The organism is Candidatus Aquicultor sp., assembly GCF_054640775.1.
Genome location: NZ_JBTSLF010000024.1, coordinates 1 through 23,617 on the forward strand (window position 1 = coordinate 1; position 23,617 = coordinate 23,617).

At 49.3% G+C, this 23,617-nt stretch carries 24 protein-coding genes and 1 tRNA gene; 23 read left to right on the forward strand and 2 right to left on the reverse strand.

Annotation, left to right across the window (positions count from 1 at the left end; genetic code table 11):
* Positions 1 to 44: 44 nt before the first annotated feature.
* From fabG to ACYC56_RS03625, 18 genes are all read left to right on the forward strand, one after another.
* Positions 45 to 785: a 3-oxoacyl-[acyl-carrier-protein] reductase gene (fabG, locus tag ACYC56_RS03540; RefSeq protein ID WP_461372824.1), complete on the forward strand. Its 741-nt coding sequence runs from the start codon at positions 45 to 47 to the stop codon at positions 783 to 785.
* Positions 786 to 818: 33 nt separating this feature from the next.
* Entirely contained in the window at positions 819 to 1,058 is a 240-nt protein-coding gene (gene acpP, locus ACYC56_RS03545; RefSeq protein WP_461372802.1) for an acyl carrier protein, read from the forward strand.
* A 53-nt stretch (positions 1,059 to 1,111) separates the two neighbouring features.
* A complete protein-coding gene (locus ACYC56_RS03550; RefSeq protein WP_461372803.1) occupies positions 1,112 to 2,083 on the forward strand; it encodes an NAD(P)H-dependent flavin oxidoreductase in 972 nt (323 codons plus the stop codon).
* The gene (gene fabF, locus ACYC56_RS03555; protein WP_461372804.1) at positions 2,076 to 3,317 is read left to right on the forward strand and encodes a beta-ketoacyl-ACP synthase II; all 1,242 of its coding nucleotides are present in this window, start codon (positions 2,076 to 2,078) and stop codon (positions 3,315 to 3,317) included. The genes ACYC56_RS03550 and fabF overlap by 8 nt, the downstream gene beginning before the upstream one ends.
* A gap of 3 nt (positions 3,318 to 3,320) precedes the next feature.
* On the forward strand, positions 3,321 to 4,016 hold the full coding sequence (gene rnc, locus ACYC56_RS03560; protein WP_461372805.1) for a ribonuclease III: 696 nt from the start codon (positions 3,321 to 3,323) through the stop codon (positions 4,014 to 4,016).
* Positions 4,017 to 4,148: 132 nt separating this feature from the next.
* Positions 4,149 to 7,679, forward strand: a complete 3,531-nt coding sequence (gene smc / locus ACYC56_RS03565; protein ID WP_461372806.1) for a chromosome segregation protein SMC — start codon at positions 4,149 to 4,151, stop codon at positions 7,677 to 7,679.
* Between the two features lie 131 nt (positions 7,680 to 7,810).
* Positions 7,811 to 8,899: a signal recognition particle-docking protein FtsY gene (ftsY, locus tag ACYC56_RS03570; RefSeq protein ID WP_461372807.1), complete on the forward strand. Its 1,089-nt coding sequence runs from the start codon at positions 7,811 to 7,813 to the stop codon at positions 8,897 to 8,899.
* A 142-nt stretch (positions 8,900 to 9,041) separates the two neighbouring features.
* Complete coding sequence (locus tag ACYC56_RS03575; RefSeq protein ID WP_461372808.1) at positions 9,042 to 9,776, forward strand: tetratricopeptide repeat protein; 735 nt, start codon at positions 9,042 to 9,044, stop codon at positions 9,774 to 9,776.
* A gap of 76 nt (positions 9,777 to 9,852) precedes the next feature.
* The gene (locus ACYC56_RS03580) at positions 9,853 to 10,665 is read left to right on the forward strand and encodes a hypothetical protein (protein ID WP_461372809.1); all 813 of its coding nucleotides are present in this window, start codon (positions 9,853 to 9,855) and stop codon (positions 10,663 to 10,665) included.
* 182 nt (positions 10,666 to 10,847) lie between these two features.
* On the forward strand, positions 10,848 to 12,197 hold the full coding sequence (ffh, locus tag ACYC56_RS03585; RefSeq protein ID WP_461372825.1) for a signal recognition particle protein: 1,350 nt from the start codon (positions 10,848 to 10,850) through the stop codon (positions 12,195 to 12,197).
* Between the two features lie 88 nt (positions 12,198 to 12,285).
* Positions 12,286 to 12,531: a 30S ribosomal protein S16 gene (rpsP, locus tag ACYC56_RS03590; protein ID WP_461372810.1), complete on the forward strand. Its 246-nt coding sequence runs from the start codon at positions 12,286 to 12,288 to the stop codon at positions 12,529 to 12,531.
* A gap of 29 nt (positions 12,532 to 12,560) precedes the next feature.
* The gene (locus ACYC56_RS03595) at positions 12,561 to 12,791 is read left to right on the forward strand and encodes a KH domain-containing protein (RefSeq protein ID WP_461372811.1); all 231 of its coding nucleotides are present in this window, start codon (positions 12,561 to 12,563) and stop codon (positions 12,789 to 12,791) included.
* Positions 12,792 to 12,811: 20 nt separating this feature from the next.
* Positions 12,812 to 13,321: a ribosome maturation factor RimM gene (gene rimM / locus ACYC56_RS03600; RefSeq protein ID WP_461372812.1), complete on the forward strand. Its 510-nt coding sequence runs from the start codon at positions 12,812 to 12,814 to the stop codon at positions 13,319 to 13,321.
* Positions 13,322 to 13,383: 62 nt separating this feature from the next.
* Positions 13,384 to 13,459: transfer RNA gene (locus tag ACYC56_RS03605), tRNA-Ala, on the forward strand.
* Between the two features lie 244 nt (positions 13,460 to 13,703).
* Entirely contained in the window at positions 13,704 to 14,639 is a 936-nt protein-coding gene (locus tag ACYC56_RS03610; protein WP_461372813.1) for a DUF4365 domain-containing protein, read from the forward strand.
* Between the two features lie 341 nt (positions 14,640 to 14,980).
* A complete protein-coding gene (locus ACYC56_RS03615; protein WP_461372814.1) occupies positions 14,981 to 15,898 on the forward strand; it encodes a hypothetical protein in 918 nt (305 codons plus the stop codon).
* 715 nt (positions 15,899 to 16,613) lie between these two features.
* On the forward strand, positions 16,614 to 17,378 hold the full coding sequence (locus ACYC56_RS03620) for a hypothetical protein (RefSeq protein WP_461372815.1): 765 nt from the start codon (positions 16,614 to 16,616) through the stop codon (positions 17,376 to 17,378).
* A 19-nt stretch (positions 17,379 to 17,397) separates the two neighbouring features.
* A complete protein-coding gene (locus ACYC56_RS03625; protein WP_461372816.1) occupies positions 17,398 to 18,384 on the forward strand; it encodes a CapA family protein in 987 nt (328 codons plus the stop codon).
* A 92-nt stretch (positions 18,385 to 18,476) separates the two neighbouring features.
* Here the strand turns inward: ACYC56_RS03625 and ACYC56_RS03630 are convergent, their stop codons facing one another.
* On the reverse strand, positions 18,477 to 18,764 hold the full coding sequence (locus ACYC56_RS03630) for an RNA recognition motif domain-containing protein (protein WP_461372817.1): 288 nt from the start codon (positions 18,762 to 18,764) through the stop codon (positions 18,477 to 18,479).
* 231 nt (positions 18,765 to 18,995) lie between these two features.
* Here ACYC56_RS03630 and ACYC56_RS03635 point away from each other — a divergent pair, with 231 nt between their 5' ends.
* From ACYC56_RS03635 to ACYC56_RS03645, 3 genes are all read left to right on the forward strand, one after another.
* Positions 18,996 to 19,334: a hypothetical protein gene (locus ACYC56_RS03635; RefSeq protein WP_461372818.1), complete on the forward strand. Its 339-nt coding sequence runs from the start codon at positions 18,996 to 18,998 to the stop codon at positions 19,332 to 19,334.
* 116 nt (positions 19,335 to 19,450) lie between these two features.
* A complete protein-coding gene (locus ACYC56_RS03640; protein WP_461372819.1) occupies positions 19,451 to 19,681 on the forward strand; it encodes a hypothetical protein in 231 nt (76 codons plus the stop codon).
* 318 nt (positions 19,682 to 19,999) lie between these two features.
* Positions 20,000 to 20,236, forward strand: a complete 237-nt coding sequence (locus ACYC56_RS03645; RefSeq protein WP_461372820.1) for a hypothetical protein — start codon at positions 20,000 to 20,002, stop codon at positions 20,234 to 20,236.
* A 35-nt stretch (positions 20,237 to 20,271) separates the two neighbouring features.
* Here ACYC56_RS03645 and ACYC56_RS03650 read toward each other — a convergent pair whose 3' ends face one another.
* Complete coding sequence (locus ACYC56_RS03650) at positions 20,272 to 21,441, reverse strand: S-layer homology domain-containing protein (protein WP_461372821.1); 1,170 nt, start codon at positions 21,439 to 21,441, stop codon at positions 20,272 to 20,274.
* A 744-nt stretch (positions 21,442 to 22,185) separates the two neighbouring features.
* Here ACYC56_RS03650 and ACYC56_RS03655 point away from each other — a divergent pair.
* Complete coding sequence (locus ACYC56_RS03655; RefSeq protein WP_461372822.1) at positions 22,186 to 22,431, forward strand: hypothetical protein; 246 nt, start codon at positions 22,186 to 22,188, stop codon at positions 22,429 to 22,431.
* A gap of 72 nt (positions 22,432 to 22,503) precedes the next feature.
* The coding region (locus ACYC56_RS03660; protein ID WP_461372823.1) for a site-2 protease family protein at positions 22,504 to 23,617 on the forward strand (1,114 nt) is incomplete at its 3' end.

Consider the following 23,617-nt stretch of genomic DNA (forward strand, 5'->3'; position numbering starts at 1 on the left):
TTGGCAAAAGCAATCGACCATTTAAGGGGGGCGTAGAGGACCTTATGAGACTAGACAACAAAGTCGCGCTGGTAACGGGCGGTACCCGAGGAATCGGCGCAGCCATTTGCATACGGCTTGCACAGGTAGGAGCGAGCATTGCCTTCTCCGGACGCGATATCCAGGCGGCAACCCCAGTTATCCGCGCTGTAAAAGAGTGCGGCGTTGACGCTCTCTTCTATGAAGCCGACGTCACCGATAAGGAACGGACAGACGAGGTCGTAGGCGAGGTCGCCAAGCAACTGGGTTCGCTTGATATCCTGGTAAACAACGCAGGCATCACCCGGGACAACCTGTTTATACGCATGAAGGAGGATGACTGGAACGCGGTCATCAATACCAATCTAAACGGCGTCTTCAACGTAACACAGGCCGTCGCGAAAATCATGCTCAAGAAGCGTAGCGGCTCGATTATTACTATCTCGTCGGTGATCGGGGTGGCAGGGAACGCAGGACAGGCGAATTACGCGGCGTCCAAAGCAGGTATAATCGGTTTGACTAAAGCCCTGGCAAAAGAGTTTGCAACCAGAAGCGTGCGGGTGAACGCAATAGCCCCGGGCTTTATTGAGACCGAAATGACAAAGAAGTTGTCGGACGAGGCACGCGAAAAAGCGCTCGCTCAAATCCCACTCAACTTCTTTGCCGAACCGAGCGACATAGCAAACGCCGCGGCATTCCTGGCTTCCGAGGACTCGCGTTATATCACGGGCCAGGTACTGGTTGTCGACGGCGGCATGGTGATGTAAATTATTTAATGTTTCCGAAAGGAGGTATCTTTTGTGGCAAACGAGCAAGTATTTTCAAAAGTAAAAGACATAATCGTCGAGCAGCTTGGTGTAGACGAGAGTGAATTATCGATGTCTACTTCATTTGTCAATGATCTTGGAGCGGATAGCCTCGATATAGTCGAGCTTATCATGGCTATGGAAGAGGAATTCGATATCGAGATTCCCGATGAAGACGCCGAGTCTATCGGCACGGTCGAGGACGTAGTTACTTATGTCGAGAAGAAAATGTAGTCAAAGGGGCGAGAAAGTAATTTGTTTCCCTTAAAAGAATCGAAGGAACACATATGAGCTTACCAAGCCTGAAAATAGGCGACGTAACTGCCAAGGTGCCGATCATACAAGGCGGAATGGCCGTTCGCATTTCTATGGCAAAGTTGGCAGCCGCTGTTGCAAACGAAGGCGGGATAGGCCTTATAGCGGCCTCAGGCATTAAGCCTCCTGAGCTGATCGAAAATATAAGAGAGGCGCGATCGCTAAGCGATGGTATCATCGGCATTAACGTGATGGTCGCCGTAAAAGAGTTCGCTAACCTTGTCAAGGCCGCCATCAAAGAGGGGATTGACCTTGTCGTGGCCGGTGCAGGATTTTCGCGCGACGCTTTCAAGTGGTGCTCCGAAGAAAAGGTGCCGTTCGTTCCGATCATATCATCGGAACGGGTGGCAAAACTTGCTGAGCGATTCGGTGCGTCTGCGGTTATCCTGGAAGGGAAAGAAGCGGGCGGACATCTTGGTACCCTGGAATCAACCTGGGATGTATTGCCACAAATCGTCAAGTCGGTCAGTATCCCGATAGTCGCTGCGGGAGGAATTCTGCATGGCGCTGATATCGCGAGGGCGCTCTCAATGGGCGCTAGCGGTGTCCAGATGGGGTCGCGCTTTGCCGTCAGCGAAGAATCGAACGCCGATATCGCCTGGAAACAGGCATGTATTAATGCGCGGCCGGAGGATGTCGTACTGGTTGAAAGCCCGGTAGGGCTGCCAGGCCGTGCTGTCAATACAGCGTTTGTAAAGCATATTAAAGCCCATGGTGACGATAAGCCGAAGATCCGCTGTATCAGCTGTCTTAAGGATTGCAAGAAGAACTATTGTATTATGGAGGCTTTAGAGAAGGGCCGCCAGGGCGATTTGAAAAACGGTCTCGTCTTCTGCGGCGAGCGCATCGGCGAGATAAAGGATATCTTATCCGTAAAGGAGATTTTTAAAAATCTAGTGCAAGAATACGAACAAGCGGTAAGACCGGTGGGCATCTATGGATAGAAGGATCGTTATAACAGGATTAGGCCTGCTATCCCCGGTCGGCATAGGAAAAGACGAATTTTGGACAAGTCTTGTAAATGGAAAATCGGGCATTGAAACCATCACCCATTTCGACACGACAAACTATCCGACTACGATAGCAGGTATGGTAAGCGATTTTGAGCCATCGGCCTATATAGGGCATAAAGAGGCGCGTCACATGGACCGGTTCCAACAGCTCGCTGTAGCCGCAGCGACACATGCGGTAAATGACGCCCGCTTAGAAATCACGCCCGATAACGCAGATAGAGTGGGAGTCATCGTCGGTTCGGGAATCGGCGGCCTTGGAACCATGGAAGAGCAGCACCAAATTCTTTCCGAAAAGGGACCCCGACGGGTAAACCCCTTCTTGGTACCGATGATGATAACCGACCTTGCGGCCGGACATATCTCTATTCGCTTGGGCGCACGTGGACCGAACGTATGCACAGTCTCCGCCTGCGCTTCTTCAAACCACGCAATCGGAGAGGCGTTTCAAGCGATAAAGAGGGATACCGCGGATGTTATGGTCACCGGTGGGGCGGAAGCCTGCGTAACCCCGCTTGGGATGGCCTCATTTTGTGCTGCGAGGGCTCTGTCATCCAAAAACGACGATCCCGAAAGGGCGAGTAGACCCTTTGACGCCGAAAGGGATGGTTTTGTTATGGGCGAAGGTTCGGGCATCCTGGTGGTCGAAGAACTACACCATGCACAAGCCAGGGGCGCCACCATTTACGCCGAGATCATCGGCTACGGCGCTACGGCGGACGCATATCACATAACGCAACCCGACCCAAGCGGTCAAGGCGCGATGAGGGCTATGGACATAGCGCTCAAAGAGGCGGGGATTGCAAACAATGAGGTCGATTACATCAATGCCCACGGCACGGGCACCGAAGCAGGAGATTTAGCGGAAACTAAAGCAATAAAAGAACTCTTCGGAAAGTATGCCTACGATTTGCTGGTCAGCTCGACCAAATCGATGACCGGCCACTTGCTTGGGGCGGCGGGAGCCATCGAACTCATCGCCTGCGCTCTCGCAATTAATAATAGCGTTGTCCCCCCGACAATAAACCTTGATTCACCTGATCCAGAATGCGATTTAAACTATGTGCCACATACTGCGGTAAAAAAAGACATAAATATAGCGCTCTCAAATTCATTTGGTTTTGGCGGGCACAACGCGAGTTTACTTATAAAGAAATTTGAGGAATAGGTGATGTCGCAACCACAAAACGTGCAAACAGCCGAGCGGTTTCTCGGCGTACAGTTTAGAGACAAACACTTGCTGTTTCAGGCTTTAAGCCACAGGTCATATAGCTTCGAAAAAGAGCTTCCCGAGACAAACGAAAAACTCGAGTTCCTTGGGGATTCGGTCCTTAACTTGACCGTAACAGAATATATCTACCATAAGTTTCCCAGCCTCAATGAAGGGGACCTGGCAAAACTAAGGGCCAACGTCGTTAACGCCAACTTCTTGGCCGAAATAGCACAATTTCTGCATGTAGGCGAGTGCCTGCTAATGGGAAAAGGTGCTGAGCAAACGGGCGGCAGAACACGCGTCTCTATTCTTGGGGATGCCCTCGAAGCGATCATCGGCGCACTCTATCTCGACCAGGGCATGGATGCCTCAAAGGAATTCATCCTTCGAAACTTTCAAGAGCTCATCGATGAGCGCGCGTCGCTTGGCGAGTTCGGGGATCCAAAAACACGGCTCCAGGAACTCGTTATGGCAAAATACGGTAATATACCAAGATATCGAACCGTAGATGAATTCGGTCCCGTGCATGATCGCAACTTCGTCGTCAAAGTCTACATAAACGATGAGGTCTGGGGCCAAGGCGTCGGCAAAAGCAAAAAGAAATCCGAGCAAGAGGCCGCTAAACAAGCACTCGTTAAATTCGAGAATAAATAGAACTATAACAATCTACTGGATTCTGACTCCTGGCTCCTGGCTTCCAAAACTTTGAGTAGCGTAAACAGGGCAGGAGTTTTAAAATCAAGAGAGCAGTAATTAATTGTACCACCGCTGAACAAGGAGTTGTAGTTGCACCTAAAATCGTTGACGTTGCGTGGATTCAAGTCATTTGCAGAACGAACGGTCCTTCGGTTTGAGACCGGCGTTACTGCAATCGTCGGTCCGAACGGGAGCGGCAAGAGTAATATCAGCGATGCCGTCATCTGGGTGCTCGGCGAGCAAAGCCCACGCTCTTTAAGAAGCGGCTCAATGGACGATGTCATCTTCGCCGGAAGCTCTGCCCGCACGGCGCTCGGTATGTCCGAGGTCTCGCTTACCTTAAGTAACACCGATGGGCTTCTTCCAATCGAGTTCACCGAAGTAACGATTACGCGTCGACTCTACCGCTCGGGTGAAAGCGACTACTATATCAATAACTCCCCGTGCCGCCTCCTTGATATCCAGGAACTGCTCTCCGATTCGGGTCTAGGCAAGGGGCTGTACTCTATAATAGGCCAGGGACGTCTAGAAGAGACCCTCAACAGCAAGCCGGATGATAAACGCCTCCTCATTGAAGAAGCCGCAGGCATCCTCAAACATAAGAAGCGCAAGGAAAAGGCCTTGAAGAAGCTGGGCTCGATGGACGCGAATCTGCAAAGGGCCAAAGATATCGCCCAGGAGATAGGGCGCCAGTTAAAGCCATTAAATAACCAGGCGAACAAGGCGCAGGAATATCTTGCCTTAAATAACCAGCTGCGTTCACTTGAGATAGGGCTTGCCATTATCGACCTCAACGAGCTGCAAGACGATTGGGAAACCACGGTGGCCCATGAGGCCGGCCTTAAGGAGCAGCTCACACAGCTAAAAGAAGATCTTGCAAGCGAGCATATAAAATCCGAGAAACTTCAACTCGAGTTTGAGACCAAGAATTTCTACTCGGGTGATATTAGCGAGAAGCGTCGCAAACTCCAATCCGTCGAGGAGAAAATTCGCTCCAATATCAATCTTCTGGATGAAAAAGCTAAAAACATCGATCAAAGGATAGGGGAAGTCAGGCACACCATCTCCCAGAGCGAGCAGCGAAAGCATAGCCTCGTCGACCAGCAACAATGGCTCGAAAAGGAGAAAGCGGCGCTCTCCACGGAGATCGATAAGAAGTCCTCCATCCTGGTCGAATTAAAAGGCAAAGTTGAAGATGTATATAAAAAGCGGCAAGATATCGAGGAATCCATAGCCAAGCTTAAAACAAAAGCCCAAGCCGAAGCACGTGTGTCCGATGGCTACCAGCATGGGGTAAACGAGCTGCAGCTCTCCATCCATACTGCCGAAAACCAGCTAACCTTCCTGAAAAACGAGCTTGGGTTATTGGTGAAACGCAAGACCGACCTCTACCAACGCATCGAGCAAAAGAAGCGCGACACCGAGGTCGCGGGCATCGAGATAACACGGCTCGAATTCCAATTCAACGAGCTTACCATGAGTATCGATCAGCTTACGACCGAACTCGAAGCCAAACGTATAGCCGAGGGAGAACTCAGGCAGGATTTCGCCGGTTTAAAAGCCAGAATAAAAGCGCTCGAAGACATCATAGACTCCTTCCCGACGCTCGATGACGTCTCCGAATCGCTTGATTCAATCGATATGCCAGCAGTTGTCGGGCTTCTTAAAGACGCAATCAAAGTTCGACCCGAGTACGAGCGTGCAATCGAGGCCGTCCTTGGAGGTGATATTTTCTGCGTTGTTCTTGAGAACTCGGAGAACCTGAAGGCGCTTGTGACCGCAAAAGACGTGGAATCGTTAAGCCTCACGTCCTTTATCGCAAGCGACCGCGCCCGTTTTAAACTCCCCACAAAAAGGCTCCCCATGGCGACCTGGGCGCTTGATGTCGTAACATATCCCGGCGAGTTCAAATACGCCGTTAGCGCTCTCTTGAGTCACGTCTACATCGTTCCTGATTTCCATACGGCGCTCACCCTGCAAGAGCGAACCGAGGGCGAGATCCTGGTGACGAGCGATGGCGAAGTGATTCTTCCCAACGGAAAAATAATCTTTGGCGCCGCGAGTGAAGCCATCGGTATTCTTGGCTACCAGCGGGAACTTGAGGATATGAACGCTATCGTCGAGGGCATGGAAAAAAAGATCAAAACCACTGAGGTAGCGCAAGAAGAACTACGGCGAAAGCTCGACCGGCTTACGACCCAAAAAGACGAGATCCGGGCCAGGCTCCAAACTAAGAAAGTCGAAAAGTCGAACTTGAAGCAATCGCTTGAAGACGCCGAACCCGAGATAACAAAACTCACCGACCAAGAAACAGCGCTTCGCACCAAGGTCAACTCGCTCGAGAAAAACCTTAAGGAAGAAAGCGACAGCATCCTACGCTTGCGCCAGGAATATAAGATGCAGAAGGATAAGCTTTCGGCGTTGCAATTTACGCTTGATGACTCGACAAAAACACGTGACTCCTATCTCGAGGAAGAGTCCCGTCTGAAAGTCGAGCTTGGTAAGGTGAAAGTCGATATCGAGTCCTTCAACGAGAGAATCTCGCATAACATCCGCAGGATTCCAGGCATAAGCAAAGAACTCAATAACTTCGACACGCAAATGGAAAAGGAGAGCGAGTTTCTCGATTACCTGGTAAAACTGCACACGTATATCGTACCTCTTAGGTCGGCGTTTGAGCAGGTTTTAGAATCGGTCGCCTTCAGACATGACCAGATCAGCGAGATGACCCTTTTTGAAGAAGGATCGCTCGAGGACCTGCGGCAGGACCTGCGGCAAAGTCAACTTGATGTAAACAAGACCAACGATCGCGTAGAAAGCACTATCCGGCAACTCCATGAAGTCGAAGTCAAAAAAGCCCAGCTTGAATTAAAAGTGACATCGGCGGTTCAAAAAGTCGTCGATGAGTACGACGTGCCTCTCGAAAAGGCCCTCGAAAAGGGGCTGGCGGTTGAGAGGGAGCAAGCCGATGCCGAAGTATCCGCCCTGCGCCGTAGAATCGTCATGTTGGGACCGGTCAACCCGATAGCCCTTGAGGAATATACACAGCTCGAAGAGCGCCACAAGCTCTTCATCGAGCAAATCGAAGACCTGCAGCGAAGCAAGCGCGCCCTTCTTCGAGTAATCAGCGCCATCGAACAAAAGATGGAAACCCGCTTCGTCGAGACTTTCGAGAAGGTAAACGAAAGCTTCCAGACGGTCGCCGGGTCTTTGTTCCCCGGAGGACATGCCGAACTCATCCTGACAGAACCCGACGACCCCCAAAACAGCGGTGTCGACATCATCGCCCAGCCGGGCGGAAAGAAACTGCAACGCCTCTCGCTCCTTTCCGGCGGAGAAAAGTCCCTTGTAGCATTGGCATTCTCATTTGCCCTCTACCAGACAAAGCCAAGCCCGTTCTACATTCTCGATGAAGTCGAAGCCGCTCTCGACGATGTCAATCTACGGCGCTTCATCGCGCTTCTTAATCGCATCAAAATCGATAGCCAGGTGCTCATCATCACCCACCAGCGCCGCACTATGGAGGTAGCCGATTCCCTTTACGGGGTCTCCATGCAAGCCGACGGAGTCTCCCGCCTCATCTCCCAAAAGTTCAGCGAAGTAACTGTTGGAATGGCATAAAAAACATTTCGCATTAGCCCATTCACCTTAGCTAATATGTGAGCGGGAAGGGCTAATGTGGTATCATCATGTATCGAAGATTCACATCGCACAATACAAGGCTTGATCAAATCTTAATGAGGTGTTATAGAATGCGTTGGTTTAGGCGCCAAAAGCCGGAGGACTATGAAGAAGTAGAAGCCGCCGAGGAGGAGGAAACCGGGGAAGCTGAGGGTGTCGAAGAAGAGGCCCTTGAGGAAGAATATATCGAAGAAACCGAAGAGCATATCGAGGATATCTTTGAGGAAACCGAGGAAGAGCAAAAAGTATCCTGGTTCGCCCGGCTTAAGAGCGGTCTCACAAAAAGCCGTGAAAATATCGTCGGTCAAATCAGTGGATTGCTATCGCTTCGCGGGAGCATCGACGAAGAGCTATGGGATGATATCGAGGCGATACTTATCCAAGCTGATATCGGAATGCAATCGACCATGAGCATCATCGATCACCTGCGCGATAGGGTCGATCGGGAACGGATAAAAGACCCCAACCTGATAATCGATTTCCTTAAGGACGAGCTTGTCTACATCCTTAAAGAGAATGCCCCCCAAACCGAGCACGACCATGCAGATCGCAGGATTTACCTCATCGTAGGGGTCAATGGTACCGGCAAAACCACAACTATCGCCAAGCTAGCGAGAACCTTTACAAAGTCCGGCAAGTCGGTGCTTCTAGGTGCGGCAGACACCTTTAGGGCCGCCGCGGTCGAGCAGCTCGACATATGGGCTAAACGCCTCAAAGTAGATATCGTAAAGCACGAGAGGGGCGCCGACCCCGCCGCGGTCGTCTATGACGCAATTCACGCAGCGAGCGCCAGGCAAACCGAGATTCTCATAATCGATACGGCAGGCAGGCTCCACACCTACGTCAACTTAATGGAAGAGCTGAAAAAGATAAAGCGAATAGCCGAGCGCGAAAGAGGCGACGCCGAGCTTGAGACGCTGCTTGTAATCGATGCAACCACCGGCCAAAACGGCATCGCTCAGGCCCGTCTCTTCAATGAGGCCCTTGAGATAAATGGTATCGTTCTGACAAAGCTCGACGGCACGGCTAAAGGCGGTATCATCCTGGCCATCCAGGAAGAATTGAAGATCCCTGTCCGCTATGTCGGTGTAGGTGAAGGTATGGACGATCTCCAGCCGTTTCAACCAGATGAGTTTGTCAAAGCCCTTGTCGGCGAATAGCTACTCGCTCGCCGGCTAAACAATTAAAGAAAGCAAAGTTCAGTCCGATAACTACCATTAACCATGCTGGCGCACGCAAAAGCCATTTTAGCGGCGGCATTAGTTAGCGGTAATTACTACAGCATTATGTGGAGGACTGGACATGAAACTGGCTTACCTTGTTGCACTTGGCATGATAGCTCTATCAGCGATTGCGCTTCGCATGCGAAGCGATCATACCTCCGACGTGCAAAAACTCGATCAACACCAGATAAAAGCGCAGGAATACGTCACGCACGGTAATTTTCATCAGGCACAAGACGAGATAGAACGATCCATCCAAAACGACCCCGAAAACGGGTTAAACTACTACGCGCTCGGCGTCATTCACTATAACCTCAAGCAGTTTAATAAGGCATTAAAGAACCTTAAGCAAGCCATCCTCATCGACAGGGACAACTGGGATGGATGGTTTTTAATCGGGCGCATTTATCTGGAGCGCTATAATCACGACAAGGCCATAAAATACTTCGAGAAAGCGATTCAGCTTAATCCGGCAATGTCAAAAGCCCGTTTCGGGCTGGCTTCAATACTTTTCGATCGCGGCCAGGTCAAAGAAGCGTCCGACCAGTACCATAGCATCATCGAGTTCGACCCGATGAACGCAAACGCTCATTATAACCTCGGTTCTTGCTTCCTCGAGCAGGGGATGTTCAAAGAGGCGATAAAAGAGCATGAGCTGGCAGCGGGGCTCGATCACGACAACGCATACGCCTATTATTGGGTCGGTTATTCGTATATCCAACTCGACGATCGCAAGAGGGCGGCCGAGGCATTCGCAAGGTCGCTGGAGCGCGGATACGACGGCGCGGCCGATGCTCTCAAGGATTTAATCTAACCCAAACCCATCCCCAATTGCGCTATAATCATCTCATACCAGGAAATATTATTTCTAAGATATCGCGGTGAATAGCTTGTTTCTTCGAATCATTATAGACGCGTATAAACTTTTCGATCGCCGCTGGCTGATGATTATTGCCGCGGGTATCCTATCGGTCGGTATCGCCGATATTATCAGCCTCGTCACGGCAACAACACTGCATCTGCCCACAGTAACCTTAGTGGGACCGGATCGGAAACCCTTTGATTTTAATTACAGCATCTTTATCGACCTGGTCGTATTCTTCATCGCAAACGTCTGGCTTGAGGTCTTCGTAGCGCTTCTTGCCCGATCCGAGATAGAGAACTGGACGGCCAAGTTCTTCGAAATGGCATATAAGACGACAAGCATGTACCCCAGAGTTCTGGTCGCGAACTTCGTCGTGCAATTAATCATGTACGGAGGCCTGTTTCTGGCATACGCAGCCCTATCCGTTAACTTCATCGGTTTTCTCTTCATAATCCCGGTATTTCTCTTTGCCGTATGGTTCTCGCTTGTTTCGCCTGTCGCCGTTATCGACAGAACACGCCGCATACGCGACATCCTGCTTCGCAGCAGGTACCTTGTGCACGGTTACTTCTTTACGGTCCTGCTCGCCATGCTTATCGGGCTTCTACCGCCGGTTGCGACATCAAACATTCAGAGCACCGGCCTCTTCTTCTGGTCCGCGATGACATTCGTTCACATAGCGACAGCCATCATCGTAGCGCTCATCACGGTCACCACTTATTTAAACTTGAGAGCTGCAAAAGGAGCAATCCCAAGCCCGGCCGTCGAAGAGCTTATTGATGCGCCTTCCGAGGATACGGTCGAGGAGCCCGTCGACTCCAACTTGCAAGGTTCTTAAAAATATACTCAAGCCGTAAAACCCGTGTTTTAGCGAAGCCAAAGCTCGCAGCGCTAGACCTGCCTTATTTGCCCACGGACCACGACCCTGCGCAGCTTGACAGTATAGATTACCTGGTATAATATTTACGGGGCTGGGAATATATTCCCAGTCAAATTTTATTATGTAAAAAGTAGTGAAGAATAGTGTTCGATAACCTGTCAAACAGGCTACAAGATATATTTAGCAAATTAAAATCACACGGTAAGCTTACCGAGAAAGACGTTGACGTCGCCATGCGCGAGGTCCGTCTTGCGCTGCTTGAGGCCGACGTCAACTACAAAGTGGTCAAGGACTTTATCGCGAAGGTCAAAGAACGCTCTATCGGTATAGAGGTGCTTGAGAGCCTGACGCCCGCACAGCAGGTTATCAAGATCGTTAATGAAGAACTCACGGCCCTTATGGGCTCAACCGAGAGCAAGCTCAGCTTCGCCCCCAGGCCGCCGACAGTAATCATGCTGGTGGGTCTACAGGGCTCCGGTAAAACGACGACCGCTGCAAAGCTTGCGCACCACCTTAGGTCGACCGGTAGAAGGCCGTTCCTCATCGGTGCCGACGTGTACCGCCCGGCCGCTATCGACCAGCTAAAGACCTTGGCGGACGAGAACAATATCCCATTCTACAGCGACGACCCTAAAACGCCGCCGCTCACGATAGCGCGCGCCGGCATTAAGGCCGCCAACCAGAACGGGTCTGATATAGTTATCATCGATACCGCAGGACGGCTGCATATCGACGAACAGATGATGCACGAACTCGAGGAGATCAAAACAGAACTCAAGCCGCATCAAATTCTGCTCGTTGTAGATGCGATGACCGGCCAGGATGCTGTTAACGTCGCTCAATCGTTCCGCGAGAAGCTCGATTTCGACGGCATCGTTATGACCAAGCTCGACGGCGATGCGCGCGGTGGCGCCGCCCTTTCCGTCAAAGCGGTAACCGGAAAGCCGATCAAACTAGTAAGCGTCGGCGAGAAGATGGACAGCCTCGAGCCGTTCCATCCCGACCGCATGGCGTCAAGAATCCTCGGCATGGGCGATATTCTTACCCTCATCGAAAAGGCGCAAGCCACGGTGGATGAGAAAAAGGCCCGTGAGATGGAAGATAAGCTGCGCAGAGCCGAATTCACGTTTGAGGACTTCCTCGAGCAGATGGAGCAGATGCAGCAGATGGGCCCGATCAGCCAACTAATCAAGATGATCCCCGGCATGAAACTGCCGAAGGACATCCAGATAAGCGATAAAGATATGGGCAGGATTAAGGCGATAATCCAGTCGATGACAAGCGACGAGCGACGCAATCCGAACCTTATCAACGGCAGCAGGCGTGAGCGTATCGCAAAGGGAAGCGGTACCGATACGCATGAAGTAAACCAGTTGCTTAAGCAGTTCAACCAAACAAAGAAGATGCTCAAGCAATTCAGTGGCATGCAGGGCAAAATGAAAATGCCCAAAGGCGGCTTCGGCGGTGGTGGGTTCCCGTTTTTAGGTTAGAGACCTATCAGGTAATACGAGCAGCCAATACCTGCTTTTACCAGGTTTAGATATAGTTGTTTATGGCAATAGCAAAGGAGGTGACAATTTGGCGGTAAAGATTCGTCTTTCTCGTGTAGGTGGCAAGAAAAATCCTCATTACAGGGTTGTAGTAGCGGATTCAAGAGCGCCGAGGGATGGCAGGTTTATCGAGATCATAGGTAGGTATAATCCTCAGACCGACCCTTCGACTATCGAAATCGATAACGAAAAGGCTTCTGAGTGGTTAAAAAACGGTGCGCAGCCGACCGATCAGGTTAAAAATTTACTAAAAATCGCTGGCGTTCTTGGGTAGATAAGTAGTAGCATGCAGGAGGTATCCTAGTGAAAGAGCTGTTAGAGCTGCTGGCTAAAGCTGTTGTGGACGAGCCGGACAAAGTGAATGTTTCTGTCGTTGAAGGCGAGCAATCAATCATCTTGCAATTGCATGTAGCGCCCGAGGATATCGGCAAAGTGATAGGTAAGCAGGGTCGGATTGCCAAGGCGATACGAACGATAGTCAAATCGGCCGCTATCAAAGAAGGCAAGAGGGCTATCGTCGAGATCATTGACTAAATAGATACGGAGTTTGCCGAATGCAACCAAAGTACCTGGTTGTTGCTCACATAGCTCGTCCCCACGGATTAGGGGGCGAGGTTGACGCATTGAGTCTGACCGATTTTCCTGAGCGGTTCATAGAGGGCTTGGCGTTATATCCAAGCCCGCCGGTACCCGGTATACAAAGCCTGGTAATCGAAAGGATTGAGCACAAACCAAAAGGGCTACTATTCAAATTCAAAGGTGTCGACAGCAGGGAACAAGCCGAGAAGATATCCGGCAGAGACCTTATGATTCCCGTTGAAGAAGCAGCTCCGCTTTCTGAAGACGAGTTCTGGGTGCACGACATCGTCGGCATGGAAGTCTACACCACCACCGGCGACCACCTCGGACACGTAACCGAAGTCCTCCGCACTGGAAGCAACGACGTCTATATCGTGGAGAACTCAAAAGAATACCTGATTCCCGCGACAAAAGAAGTCGTCAAAGATATATCGGTCAAAGACCGCAAGATAACCATCGAGCCGATTCCGGGGTTACTGGAATAAGGCTCTTTTGCTGTTGAGAAATTAGCTATTTGATAGTATCATTTTGGAAGACAAAATGATTTGGGGATATGGCTCAGCTGGGAGAGCGCTGCGTTCGCAATGCAGAGGTCGGGGGTTCGAATCCCCCTATCTCCACCAATGAAAGTCCTAGTAGTAATGCTAGGGCTTTTTGTTTTCTCATGGTTTATCAATAGCATAATTTCGCAATATAATGGGTTATATGGCTTGGTAGTCGAGCTGGTGGGCGCCTGACACCAGGCCTTGCAAACGACATACGTTCGCAGGTGACTTGAGGGACACAATTAAAGATTTTAGAGTATTGATTGGACCAATATAAACAATGTTGGGCGACTACATATCCTAAGGGGCAGACGTTAATTGTATGAAAAAGCAAAAAGGGTCAAGAACTCGATGGGAAGCATTGCCACAGCGTCCGAAGGAGCACGTTCATAGTGATCTCGGTGTTCGGAAATTTTACGAGTTGTTTACTGATCCCTGGTTTATTGCACGGGAAGAATCAAGGAGTGATTACGGGGTAGATATTGTTATAGAAGCTCTAACTGATGGCGGCAAACATCCAACTAATATTCGCTCCCATGCACAGGTAAAATCATCAACCAAGAAGCCGAATGCGGATGGAAGTTATAGTTATTCCGTCCCTTTTTCAAATTTAAATTATTTGCTCAATAATCCTAATTCGTTATATGTTTTCTATTCAGTTAGGGACGATAAGTTGCTTTACTGTACTGCTGAGAGCGCGTACAACACTTATAATGGCACAAAGAATATAACGATACGTTTTGCTGAAGTTCTAGACCAACGTGCAGTCAAGAACATCCACAGTCAAATAATGGCCACCAGTCTGTCAATTCGTGATTTGCTTTTAAGCCCGAATCGAAGAATGATTATCAATCCAGACCAGTTCGTATATAGCACCGATGAAGAGGGTAAAGTCATTTTCTTGCATAACCTCATTTGGGAAAATGCATTTGGAAAGATACCCGATGGTTACGAGATTTATCATATTAATGGTAATGCGTTTGATAACAGAAGGGCCAATCTAGCACTTCGCAAAACGGTCAATCCGTTTCCGATTGAGGAGTTTCAAATAGACGTTAGTAATGCTCAAATTACCAATGTACTATCAGTTCTTTTGGAGGGTGATAAAGCAATTCTCATTGATGATGTTCCACCTCCACCTAAAAAGGCGTTTGTAAATATAGTAAACAGTTTGTTAAGTCAGGGATGGTCTATCAGCGAAGAGCAGCTTTCAGCGCTTCAGCTTAAGATGAAAATGCTTCTAGAAATGGACTTATAGCCCTTGAATAGATCAACCCTGTAAGTTCATCGCGGCCTAGTAGGTTTGCCAGGTCTTTTTTGTTTGTGTGGAATTTTCATAACCTGGGCTATCGCCCAGCGCCAGCCCGTAGATAACTGAGACTCATAGCCTAACGATAGGTATTAACTATTAACCGGATGGCAAGGGATCTTTAAAGCATGCCATACTATGCCCAGAATTGATTACTACTAGTAATGTATTGCCAGACGTAGTACAGATAGGCACAAGGAGTAATCTTGGTATAATATTAATCGATATACACGCAATTCAGCGAAAGCCAACTCACTACAAACAAACACAGGCAATATCGGGGGAAGCCTTTGGAGACTACAGCTACTTTTATAACAACTACCACGGTCTCACTTGTTGCAACGGCCAACGCGGTCGCAACGACGACTTCGGCCTCACAAGACCCCGCTATAACGGATTGGGTCACTATGTTTGCGAACATCCTGTTGGTGCTATTCGCTGTTATTGGCGGGCTGTTCGCATATTACCGTTATCGTATCTCCGTGATTAATCGTCTAGTGGAAGTGCTTGACGAAGAAGGCCATTACGTCCAATTGTGGAATTTGTCGCTTGCAATTCGCGGCGGCAGCGGTGATAAAGAAGTATTCTACGACCCAGGCTCGCGGACTCTTTCACCCAGGGCATGGCATGCGTCTATGGCTGATAACGCTTGGACTATTAATTCACCGAACCTTAAGCAGACATCAGTTACTTTGAGCGAGCCATATTATTCGCTATTTGCAGCGGGTTTTGGGCCAGGTCATAGCACCGACGGCAAAAGGGCGGACTTTATGCGATTCAAATCTCTGGTCAGGCAACTTGCGGTTGCATCCGGCTTCGGCTCTAAATGGCCAATCGAGGCTCTATTGCGCCGTCACTTAGCGAGATACCTGTTGCTTCTTACGGATTCACGACTGACAGAGACCTTTCTTCATTTCGAAGTCGTTGTGTCTAGGCTCATCAGCTTCAGGGAACGACCTGATTTGACACCATCTGTCTGCGAAATTGACCGTAACTACTTCTGGGAATCATACGGTTTGGATGCACAGATTTACCAAAACTTTCGCAGGTACCTCCTTAAAAGAACGTGGCCAGAGAATCGTACTGCCGTAGAAGCATGGATTGACAGTTCACACCGCGAGGTCGGCTTTAGCCCCGTAAGTCTTTCGGATTACAAGCTGTGGACTTCCGCATATAAAGAACTCGACAAGAGAACGCCTAGAAACTAGGTTTAGTCCACTTTTAGGCATTTATGAGATACCTGTTAATAGGCAATCGCATTCAAAAATGTTCTAAGATCATCCCCGTAAGTCCACATCTAAGAGGGAAGCCCTGGTAGATATACCGGGGCTTTTGATCTTATTCAGCTCATTATTTATGGGTATTTAAAATATAGGGAAGAGCTCTGATTTGTATCGTAAGATGAACGGTTTGCCTTTTCGGCCGAATTTCACGGCGCTCATCAGTAGGCTAAAGCCTAGAAGGCAGGTTGGCCATGATAATAACACTGATGTCTAGTTGGAACAGATGGCACGCGCTAGAACCAATAATACCCATTAGGCACCACGCTCCTCTCCTCGAACAATAACCTGCGAGTTTCTTGATGATGGCAAGGCTTGCCATCATCAGTATTAGGTGGCCAACCCCAATAGACACATCCGTGTTTCGGCATACTTATATTAACATAATTTCCTTAACAAACAAGATTTCAGCGTTCCTTTCCATATAAAGCAAGGGAAGGCTTCACAGAAGTGGATTCAAAGGTCATGCAAATATTTCACCATATTCTCCAAGCAACGTTTTCTCCATTGTTAATCACTGCAAACATCCAGACCATCAAGAAACATCGAATATTTCTCATCAGCGCGGGTACATATGACATAGTTTAACTGCTTGATGCGCATTTATATTGACCCTGGACGTGAAGCCAAGGAGGCCGCATACATGGTACAGCAAGTTATTGAAACCGGTGATCTGTATTTCTTTTATCGCCCGAAGAACCATAAAGAGGTAATCCGAAATCTTGATGAAGTGGAGAGCTTCTATATGGTTATGGCTGCAGGAGGACACTTGTTTCGTTTACTTGAGACCGTGCAGAAGAAAATGCCGGAGATACCGTCTGAATCATCAGCTCCGGCAGGGAGTAGCTGGGCGGTTATCGATTCGGTAACCGAAGATAGCGATGAATTAGCCGAAACCAAACTAGGCTGGGGTCCGGTGATAAAAGGAAAGACATCATACCCGGCGCGCCCTATCGGAGTAGCCAAGTACCAGCTAGTTCTTTTTGAAAATCAAACCCGGTTAGCTTACTCGCTCGAGATCCCCATAAACCCAGGCCCCGTGCAGGAAACCTTTGATATTTACCCCGAAGCGGCTTATATATTCAAGGTTAAAAATCCGGATGGTCTGGCCGAAGGTTACCCGGGCGAAGAGCAAAGGCCACTGTACCCACCGGGGCTAAAAGTGCTGTTTGATGAGGACTTGATTAATGTAAAGGATGACCAACTGCTGAACTTCCCACACACACAAATTCTTTTGTCCGGTTCTCTCAGGCAAGATATAGAAAACAGGCTCGGTATTAAGTTTGTGAAAGAACCACCCCATAAAGCAATGGATAGGGTATACGGCACATTCCATATGACAAGAAGGGAGCACCCGGCCACACCATTCATGTCCGGACAATGGCTTCGAGGCAAGGAGGCCGCTTAATCTATCTTTCGGGGACAAAATGGCTGGAAAGATCACATTAGCATTTGTCGGCGATGTAATGCTCGGTCGCGGCGTCGATGAAGAAATAGAACATCGTAAGCCGGAATATTTTTGGGGGACTACATTACCGGTGCTGCGCTCGGCCGACGCAGTTATCGCCAACCTTGAGTGCGCTATCACCGATCACACGATAGAATGGCAAGGACCGCCCAAGGCATTCTATTTCCGGGCTAGCCCCAAAGCCATAGATGTATTGAGAGCGGCTAACATCCGCTGTGTTAGCCTAGCGAATAACCATATCTTGGACTTTGAGGAACAAGGATTATCGGACACGCTGCAATACCTCGACGAAGCCGGTATTAGCCACGCCGGCGCTGGCAAAAACTTGGATGAAGCGAGGAGGCCTGCGATTATAAATGTCAACGGCATAGCGCTTGCGATTATCGCAGCAACCGATAACGAGCCCGATTTTGCCGCAAACGCCAATCCTGGTACGAATTATATTGAGATTGGAACCGATACCGCCACGCTCCTGCCGCTCGAACAGGGAATCACAAGCGCACGTCAGATGGGTGCCCAAAATATCATATTGTCGTTACATTGGGGCCCGAACATGGTCGTATCGCCACCGCAACATTTCCGAGATTTCGCTCGCGCGGTTACAGATTTAGGTATCGATATACTTCACGGACACTCCGCCCATATTTTCCAAGCGGTAGAGACATATAAAAGAAGGCTTATCATGTATGATGCCGGCGATTTCATAGATGATTACGCAATCGATCCGATCTTAAGAAATGATTGGTCCTTCATCTTCCTCGTCAACATCAGTGCCGAAGGCGCTTATAGTCTAACGATGCTTCCCGTTGTCCTCTCGTACGCACAGGTTAATCTGGCAACGGGAGCACAATTTCGTATGATTTGCGATCGAATGAAACACTTATGCGAAAGGTTTAATACCCGAGTTATCGATGCGCCCCAGGGTTTAGAAATACCCTTAAAATAGACATCTCGCAACAGTATCTAAACATAAATACCCCGGTCTCGAGACCAGGGTATTTTACATTTTGTCAGGTTTGAGTAGCTACTCACGCCTACTTATCTGCGTCCGCCGCCAAAGGCTCGCCGTGGGCCTTCACGCCGCTCTTGTGGTTTTGCTTCGCTCACCTTGATCGTGCGCCCCTCAAGCTCGCTTCCATTAAGGGCAAGTATGGCTTCTTTTGCCTGCTTATCATTCGGCATATCGATAAATCCAAATCCTTTGCTTCGACCGGTATCTCTATCGATAATGACATTAACCGATTCAACCTCTCCAAACTTGCCGAACATTTGCCTGAGATCGTCCTCAGACGTGTCGTAGCTTAGATTCCCTACGTAAAGTCTCATTGCATCTCGCACTCCTTCCTCAAAAACACTATACCCGCGAATGAGATTTTCTATTACCCGCCAGCAAAGTTTCGAGGTCTACTTCGAAGAGCAAAATAAACACCCTTGCGGCCATAGTGATCGCGGGTATATATAAAAATATCTTTTACTTAAGCCATCGAGCCAATAAGAGCGGGGGGGCGAGAATTGCAACAAAGATATTTGCTTAGAACCACGGTAGTTACAGGAGGGATGTTAGTATTTACTCAGGCCCTTATCCATAGCATTGCAGGTTATGCCTCTATCATGACGTCTTTTAATAATATCCCGAAAGATACGGCAAATCTTCTCTCTTGGGCATGGTTATCAGTAGGCATCGCGCTTGCACTCTTTGGTTTGCTCGCAGTTTACGCTTCATCAGCACTTATCCAGGGCAAACGATGGGCCCTAGTCCTTGTGACCTCGATAAGCGCCACCACGCTTATCATTCTTATAACGCCCATATTCATTGGTATCGGATATCCTGTTCTCGGGATAGCGGGCGCTCTGCTGATGCTTACCCCTCTATTTTGGCCGAGAAAAGCTCAGTGAGCTATTGATGGTGGAAAAGTTTCGACGAGTTTAAATTCAAACCCAATGCCGTTTGCTATTCAGAGGCAACGAGCGATTTTCTCAACAAACTGCAGAGAAAGAACGTATCCGGCATTATGGCAGCCGCATTCGATACGGGCTTCACCTCGATCTTTGCCGGTAACGCAGCAAAGAGAATCGCCCAGGCGTTACAACAGGCGGGCTTCCGCTTGATCGTCCCGCCGCAGCGTTTTATAGTCACCGGAGCGGAAGGCCCGCTTGCAGAAGGTGAGTTAGACAAAGCAAAAACCTGGGCGCAACAAATCAAGGACATAAGCAGCAAGACGGGTATGCATCCTGCCGCTTAATGCATCTGCACCAATAGCGTTTTTACCCTTCGACAATGAGCACAATACTTTCGCCGGACTCGTTGGGCTTATTCCTCAAGACGTAGAGGGGGAGAGGGAGATAGGCTACCTATTCTTGAGAAACTACTGGGGAATGGGCTTTCTTATCTATGGATTATACCCGGGTTTTGGGTACAATAAGAACAACCGGACGTTCATCAATCGTGCGGTTGACCGGGTCGATTTAGCATAAATGGATTTAGGTAACAAAAGGGGAGGGGAAGAATTATGTGTGGGTGTGGTTGCATAGCAGCGCTTCTCGCTTTAATCACGCCCCGCTTGGTACTCCTTGTGCTTTGGATATTTACCGACTACATCTCCTCGGTCTTTGATTCGTTTATCTGGCCGCTCCTGGGCTTTATATTTCTACCCCTGACAACACTGGCCTATGCCTGGTCGATCCACACATATCACGGGGTTCACGGCTTAGGCCTTCTCACAGTGATCGTCGCATTCCTGATCGATATCGGGGCCTTTGGCGGCGGTGACTATTCCAGGCGACGTGGCTATCGTTAAGCCGCCGAAATCCTATCAAATCCTCACCTTAACCTTTACGGAGTAACCCGCTGGATAATAGCCGCAGCCTCCGCTCTCTTGGCCGCGTCAAAAGGCTTGAACGTTCCGTCAAAATAACCGGTTATTACACCGTTGTTTCTGGCGGTCATCACGTATGGGAACGACCATAAGCTCATCGGGACATCCGAAAATTGCTGGCCCGAAGTGTTGATCGGATAATTCTTAGCCAACACTATTATCTTTGCGGCCTCTTGCCGCTGAACAGACTCGTCCGGCGCAAACCTGCCGTTTGGACGTCCTTCGATCAACCCTCGTTGAGCCGCAGCCTCTATGTAAGGCCACGCCCAGTGGCTTTGCGGCACGTCAGGGAATCTTCCTGTAAACGTCGTCGCCACAGGGATGTTCTGCGACGTCACAACCAGCTTGGTAAACTCAGCCCGGCTGATCGGCAACAATGGCTTAAATGTTTTGTCCGTATAACCGCTAACAATACCTTTCGCCGCCAAGACCCCTATCGGCTCAAAATACCAGTTGAAGCAAAGAACATCGTTGAGGCCCGGCACATGCTGCTGCGGCTGAGCTATGCCGTAAAACCTGGGCATGTCCGTAAACGTATAGCCCTGGCCCTTTATAAATCGTATTACCTCCGGCAGTGCTTCTGCTGTATGGAATCCCGCGACGTGCATCAAAACGATCGACCCGGGCTTCAACCCCCTCTGCACCCGGTTGATAATATCCTGCCGGGTTGTATTCTCTCGCCAATCAATCGTATCGATATCCCATTGCATGATCCTGTTGTAACCTGTTTGACTGACTGTGTTAATAACGCGATCGTTATATGCGCCGTAGGGAAGTCTAAAGAACGGCTTCGTATCTATCCCGGTAACATTTAAGGCCTTACGCTCGGCCTCATTGACCTCGTTTCTAATCTGGGTGTCGGTTATCGTCGTAAAATCCGGATGGGTGTTTGAGTGATTCCCAAGGGCAAAACAATTATTTTTTATGAAACGCGCATCGTCTGGGAAGTTATCGAGAAACGTGCCTGCGAGGAAAAATGTCGCTGTAACGCTCTGCTCGTTTAATATTCTCACGATGTCATCAATCGAGCCCCGGCTAAATGTCCCATCGAATGTCAGGGCTACGACCTTCTGGTTTGTCGGAAGGGAAAAGATCGGCTGTTTCTGTGCCTGTGCTGGAAGGCTCATTGCAAAGAAAGCGATGAGCGACAGTAGGAGCATTACATAAGTGCGTCTAAGATTTCGTCCACCTTGATACAGCATTTTTCTTACCGCCCCTTTATCGGAATCATGGGTTCTTACTTAGTGATAGATACGTGAAAAAGTATGCACACTATATACCCAGAAATAGGGATTTGCTTGCCGCGTAAATTCCAGCACCTTAGAGAGTATTAATCACATCAAGGCAAGACTCGATATCTCCCGTATTATCATAAATAAAGTACGTATTTCTGCTGGTTAAGCCGCTTGTAATTAATAATATCTTCTTAAGCGCAACGTAAGTCATGCCGATTGTTCTACTATTATGTGTCTACAAAGGAGTTCTGGTATGCGTCTTGAGAAAGCAGGCCGAAAAGAACCGCTATCGATGCAACACAGGTTGCTTATCCTTCTTGTCGTTATGGTTTTGCCTTGGCGTTTGTCTGCATAGGTTCCCACTGTTTAAAACCGAGAGCGGCCAGCGGCCTTAAGAGAAGTTCGATACATTTTTAGCTTTTGCACTACCGTTTTATCTCGCGTGCGGTTAGAATCTATGAAGGATGGCAAAGCTGACCATAGGATACGGTTCCTGCTAAGACCGCCCGAGTTACTGATAAAGGATGATAAATGAACGACCCCCAACCGATACGAATTGTGGTTATTTACTCGACCGTCCCGAGCGGCTGAAGCTCTTCAGGCCCGGCCGGAGGCTGCGGGGGCGATAGGGAACTCATGGGACAGATCAATTCCCTGCAAGAAGCCCTTAATCAACGGTATAGCGATAAGGTCAAGTTTGCCGCGTTCAATATCTTCTATGACGATACCGAGGAAGTGCATGACCTTATAAATCAAGTCGTCCGCGATACGATTTCATTGCCGGTAGTTTTTATCGATGACGAACTTGAGCTGATAGGCTATGTTGACGAACCCACCGTTATTAAAATAATCGAGCAAAAGACCACCGGCTGTCCCGCCTAGCGATAGATGGTTTCGTTTCTGCTCCCCTTGGGTAAAGAAGAACTATCTTCCTCAGCATTAGGGGTGTTTAATTTGAACGGCGGCATAAGGCTCGGCAGAATTTTTGGAATTGAGATATCGCTCGATTACAGCTGGTTTTTGATTTTCATATTGATTACGTTTGCGCTCTCTTTTTCGCTCTTCCCACAACTCGTCCCAAACTTAACCGTTGGAACATACATACTCATTGGGTTTGTCACATCGATTCTTTTCTTTGCATCGGTACTCTTTCACGAGATCATGCACTCGCTTGTCGCCATCCGAAACGGCATTCAGGTCAGCGGCATACGTCTGCTCATATTCGGCGGCGTGTCCCAGCTCTCAGAGGAGCCCGATACCCCCGGCGTCGAATTTAAGATGGCACTTGCCGGGCCTCTGAGCAGCATTGTCTTAGGGGTAGCTTTTCTTGGAATCTGGCTGTTCGGCAGCCGCTTCGGGTTTCCGGCGACGATCGCCGCACCCGCATTTTACCTGGGATACATTAACGTTTTATTAGGGGTATTTAACCTTCTCCCCGGATTCCCGCTCGATGGGGGAAGGGTACTGCGCTCCATCATCTGGTATTTCACGGGAAATCTACGGCGCTCTACCAGCATAGCGGCTACGCTCGGCAGGGGAATCGCCTACACGATGATCTTCATCGGTATAGCCGGTCCGTTCTTCACCAATAATCTCAGCCTGATATGGTTTGTTCTTTTAGGATGGTATCTATTGCGGGCGGCGCAAGCCGAATACCAGCAGGTACTTTACCACGAGGCTCTCGAAGACGTTAAAGTGAGCGAGATCATGACGCCCAACCCGGAGACCGTCAGCCCGGATATCAGCGTTCAGGAGCTGGTCCAGGAGCATTTCTTGAGGCACAACTGGGTCGCTTATCCTGTGGCTAAAGATGGTGAGATCCAAGGCATCGTTACGCTTAAAAGCGTACAGAGCCTCCCGAGATCCGAATGGAACACTACCCGTGTCGGCGCTATCATGCGCCCGCTATCCTCAGATATCGTGACCCAACCCGATACGCCGGTCCTCGATATTCTTCAAAAACTGGCCACCAAGGCCGAAGGCCGGATGCTCGTCATACAGGATGGCCGTCTGGTCGGCATCCTCACCGGAACCGACGTAACACGAGCAATCATACGGAGGCTCCACC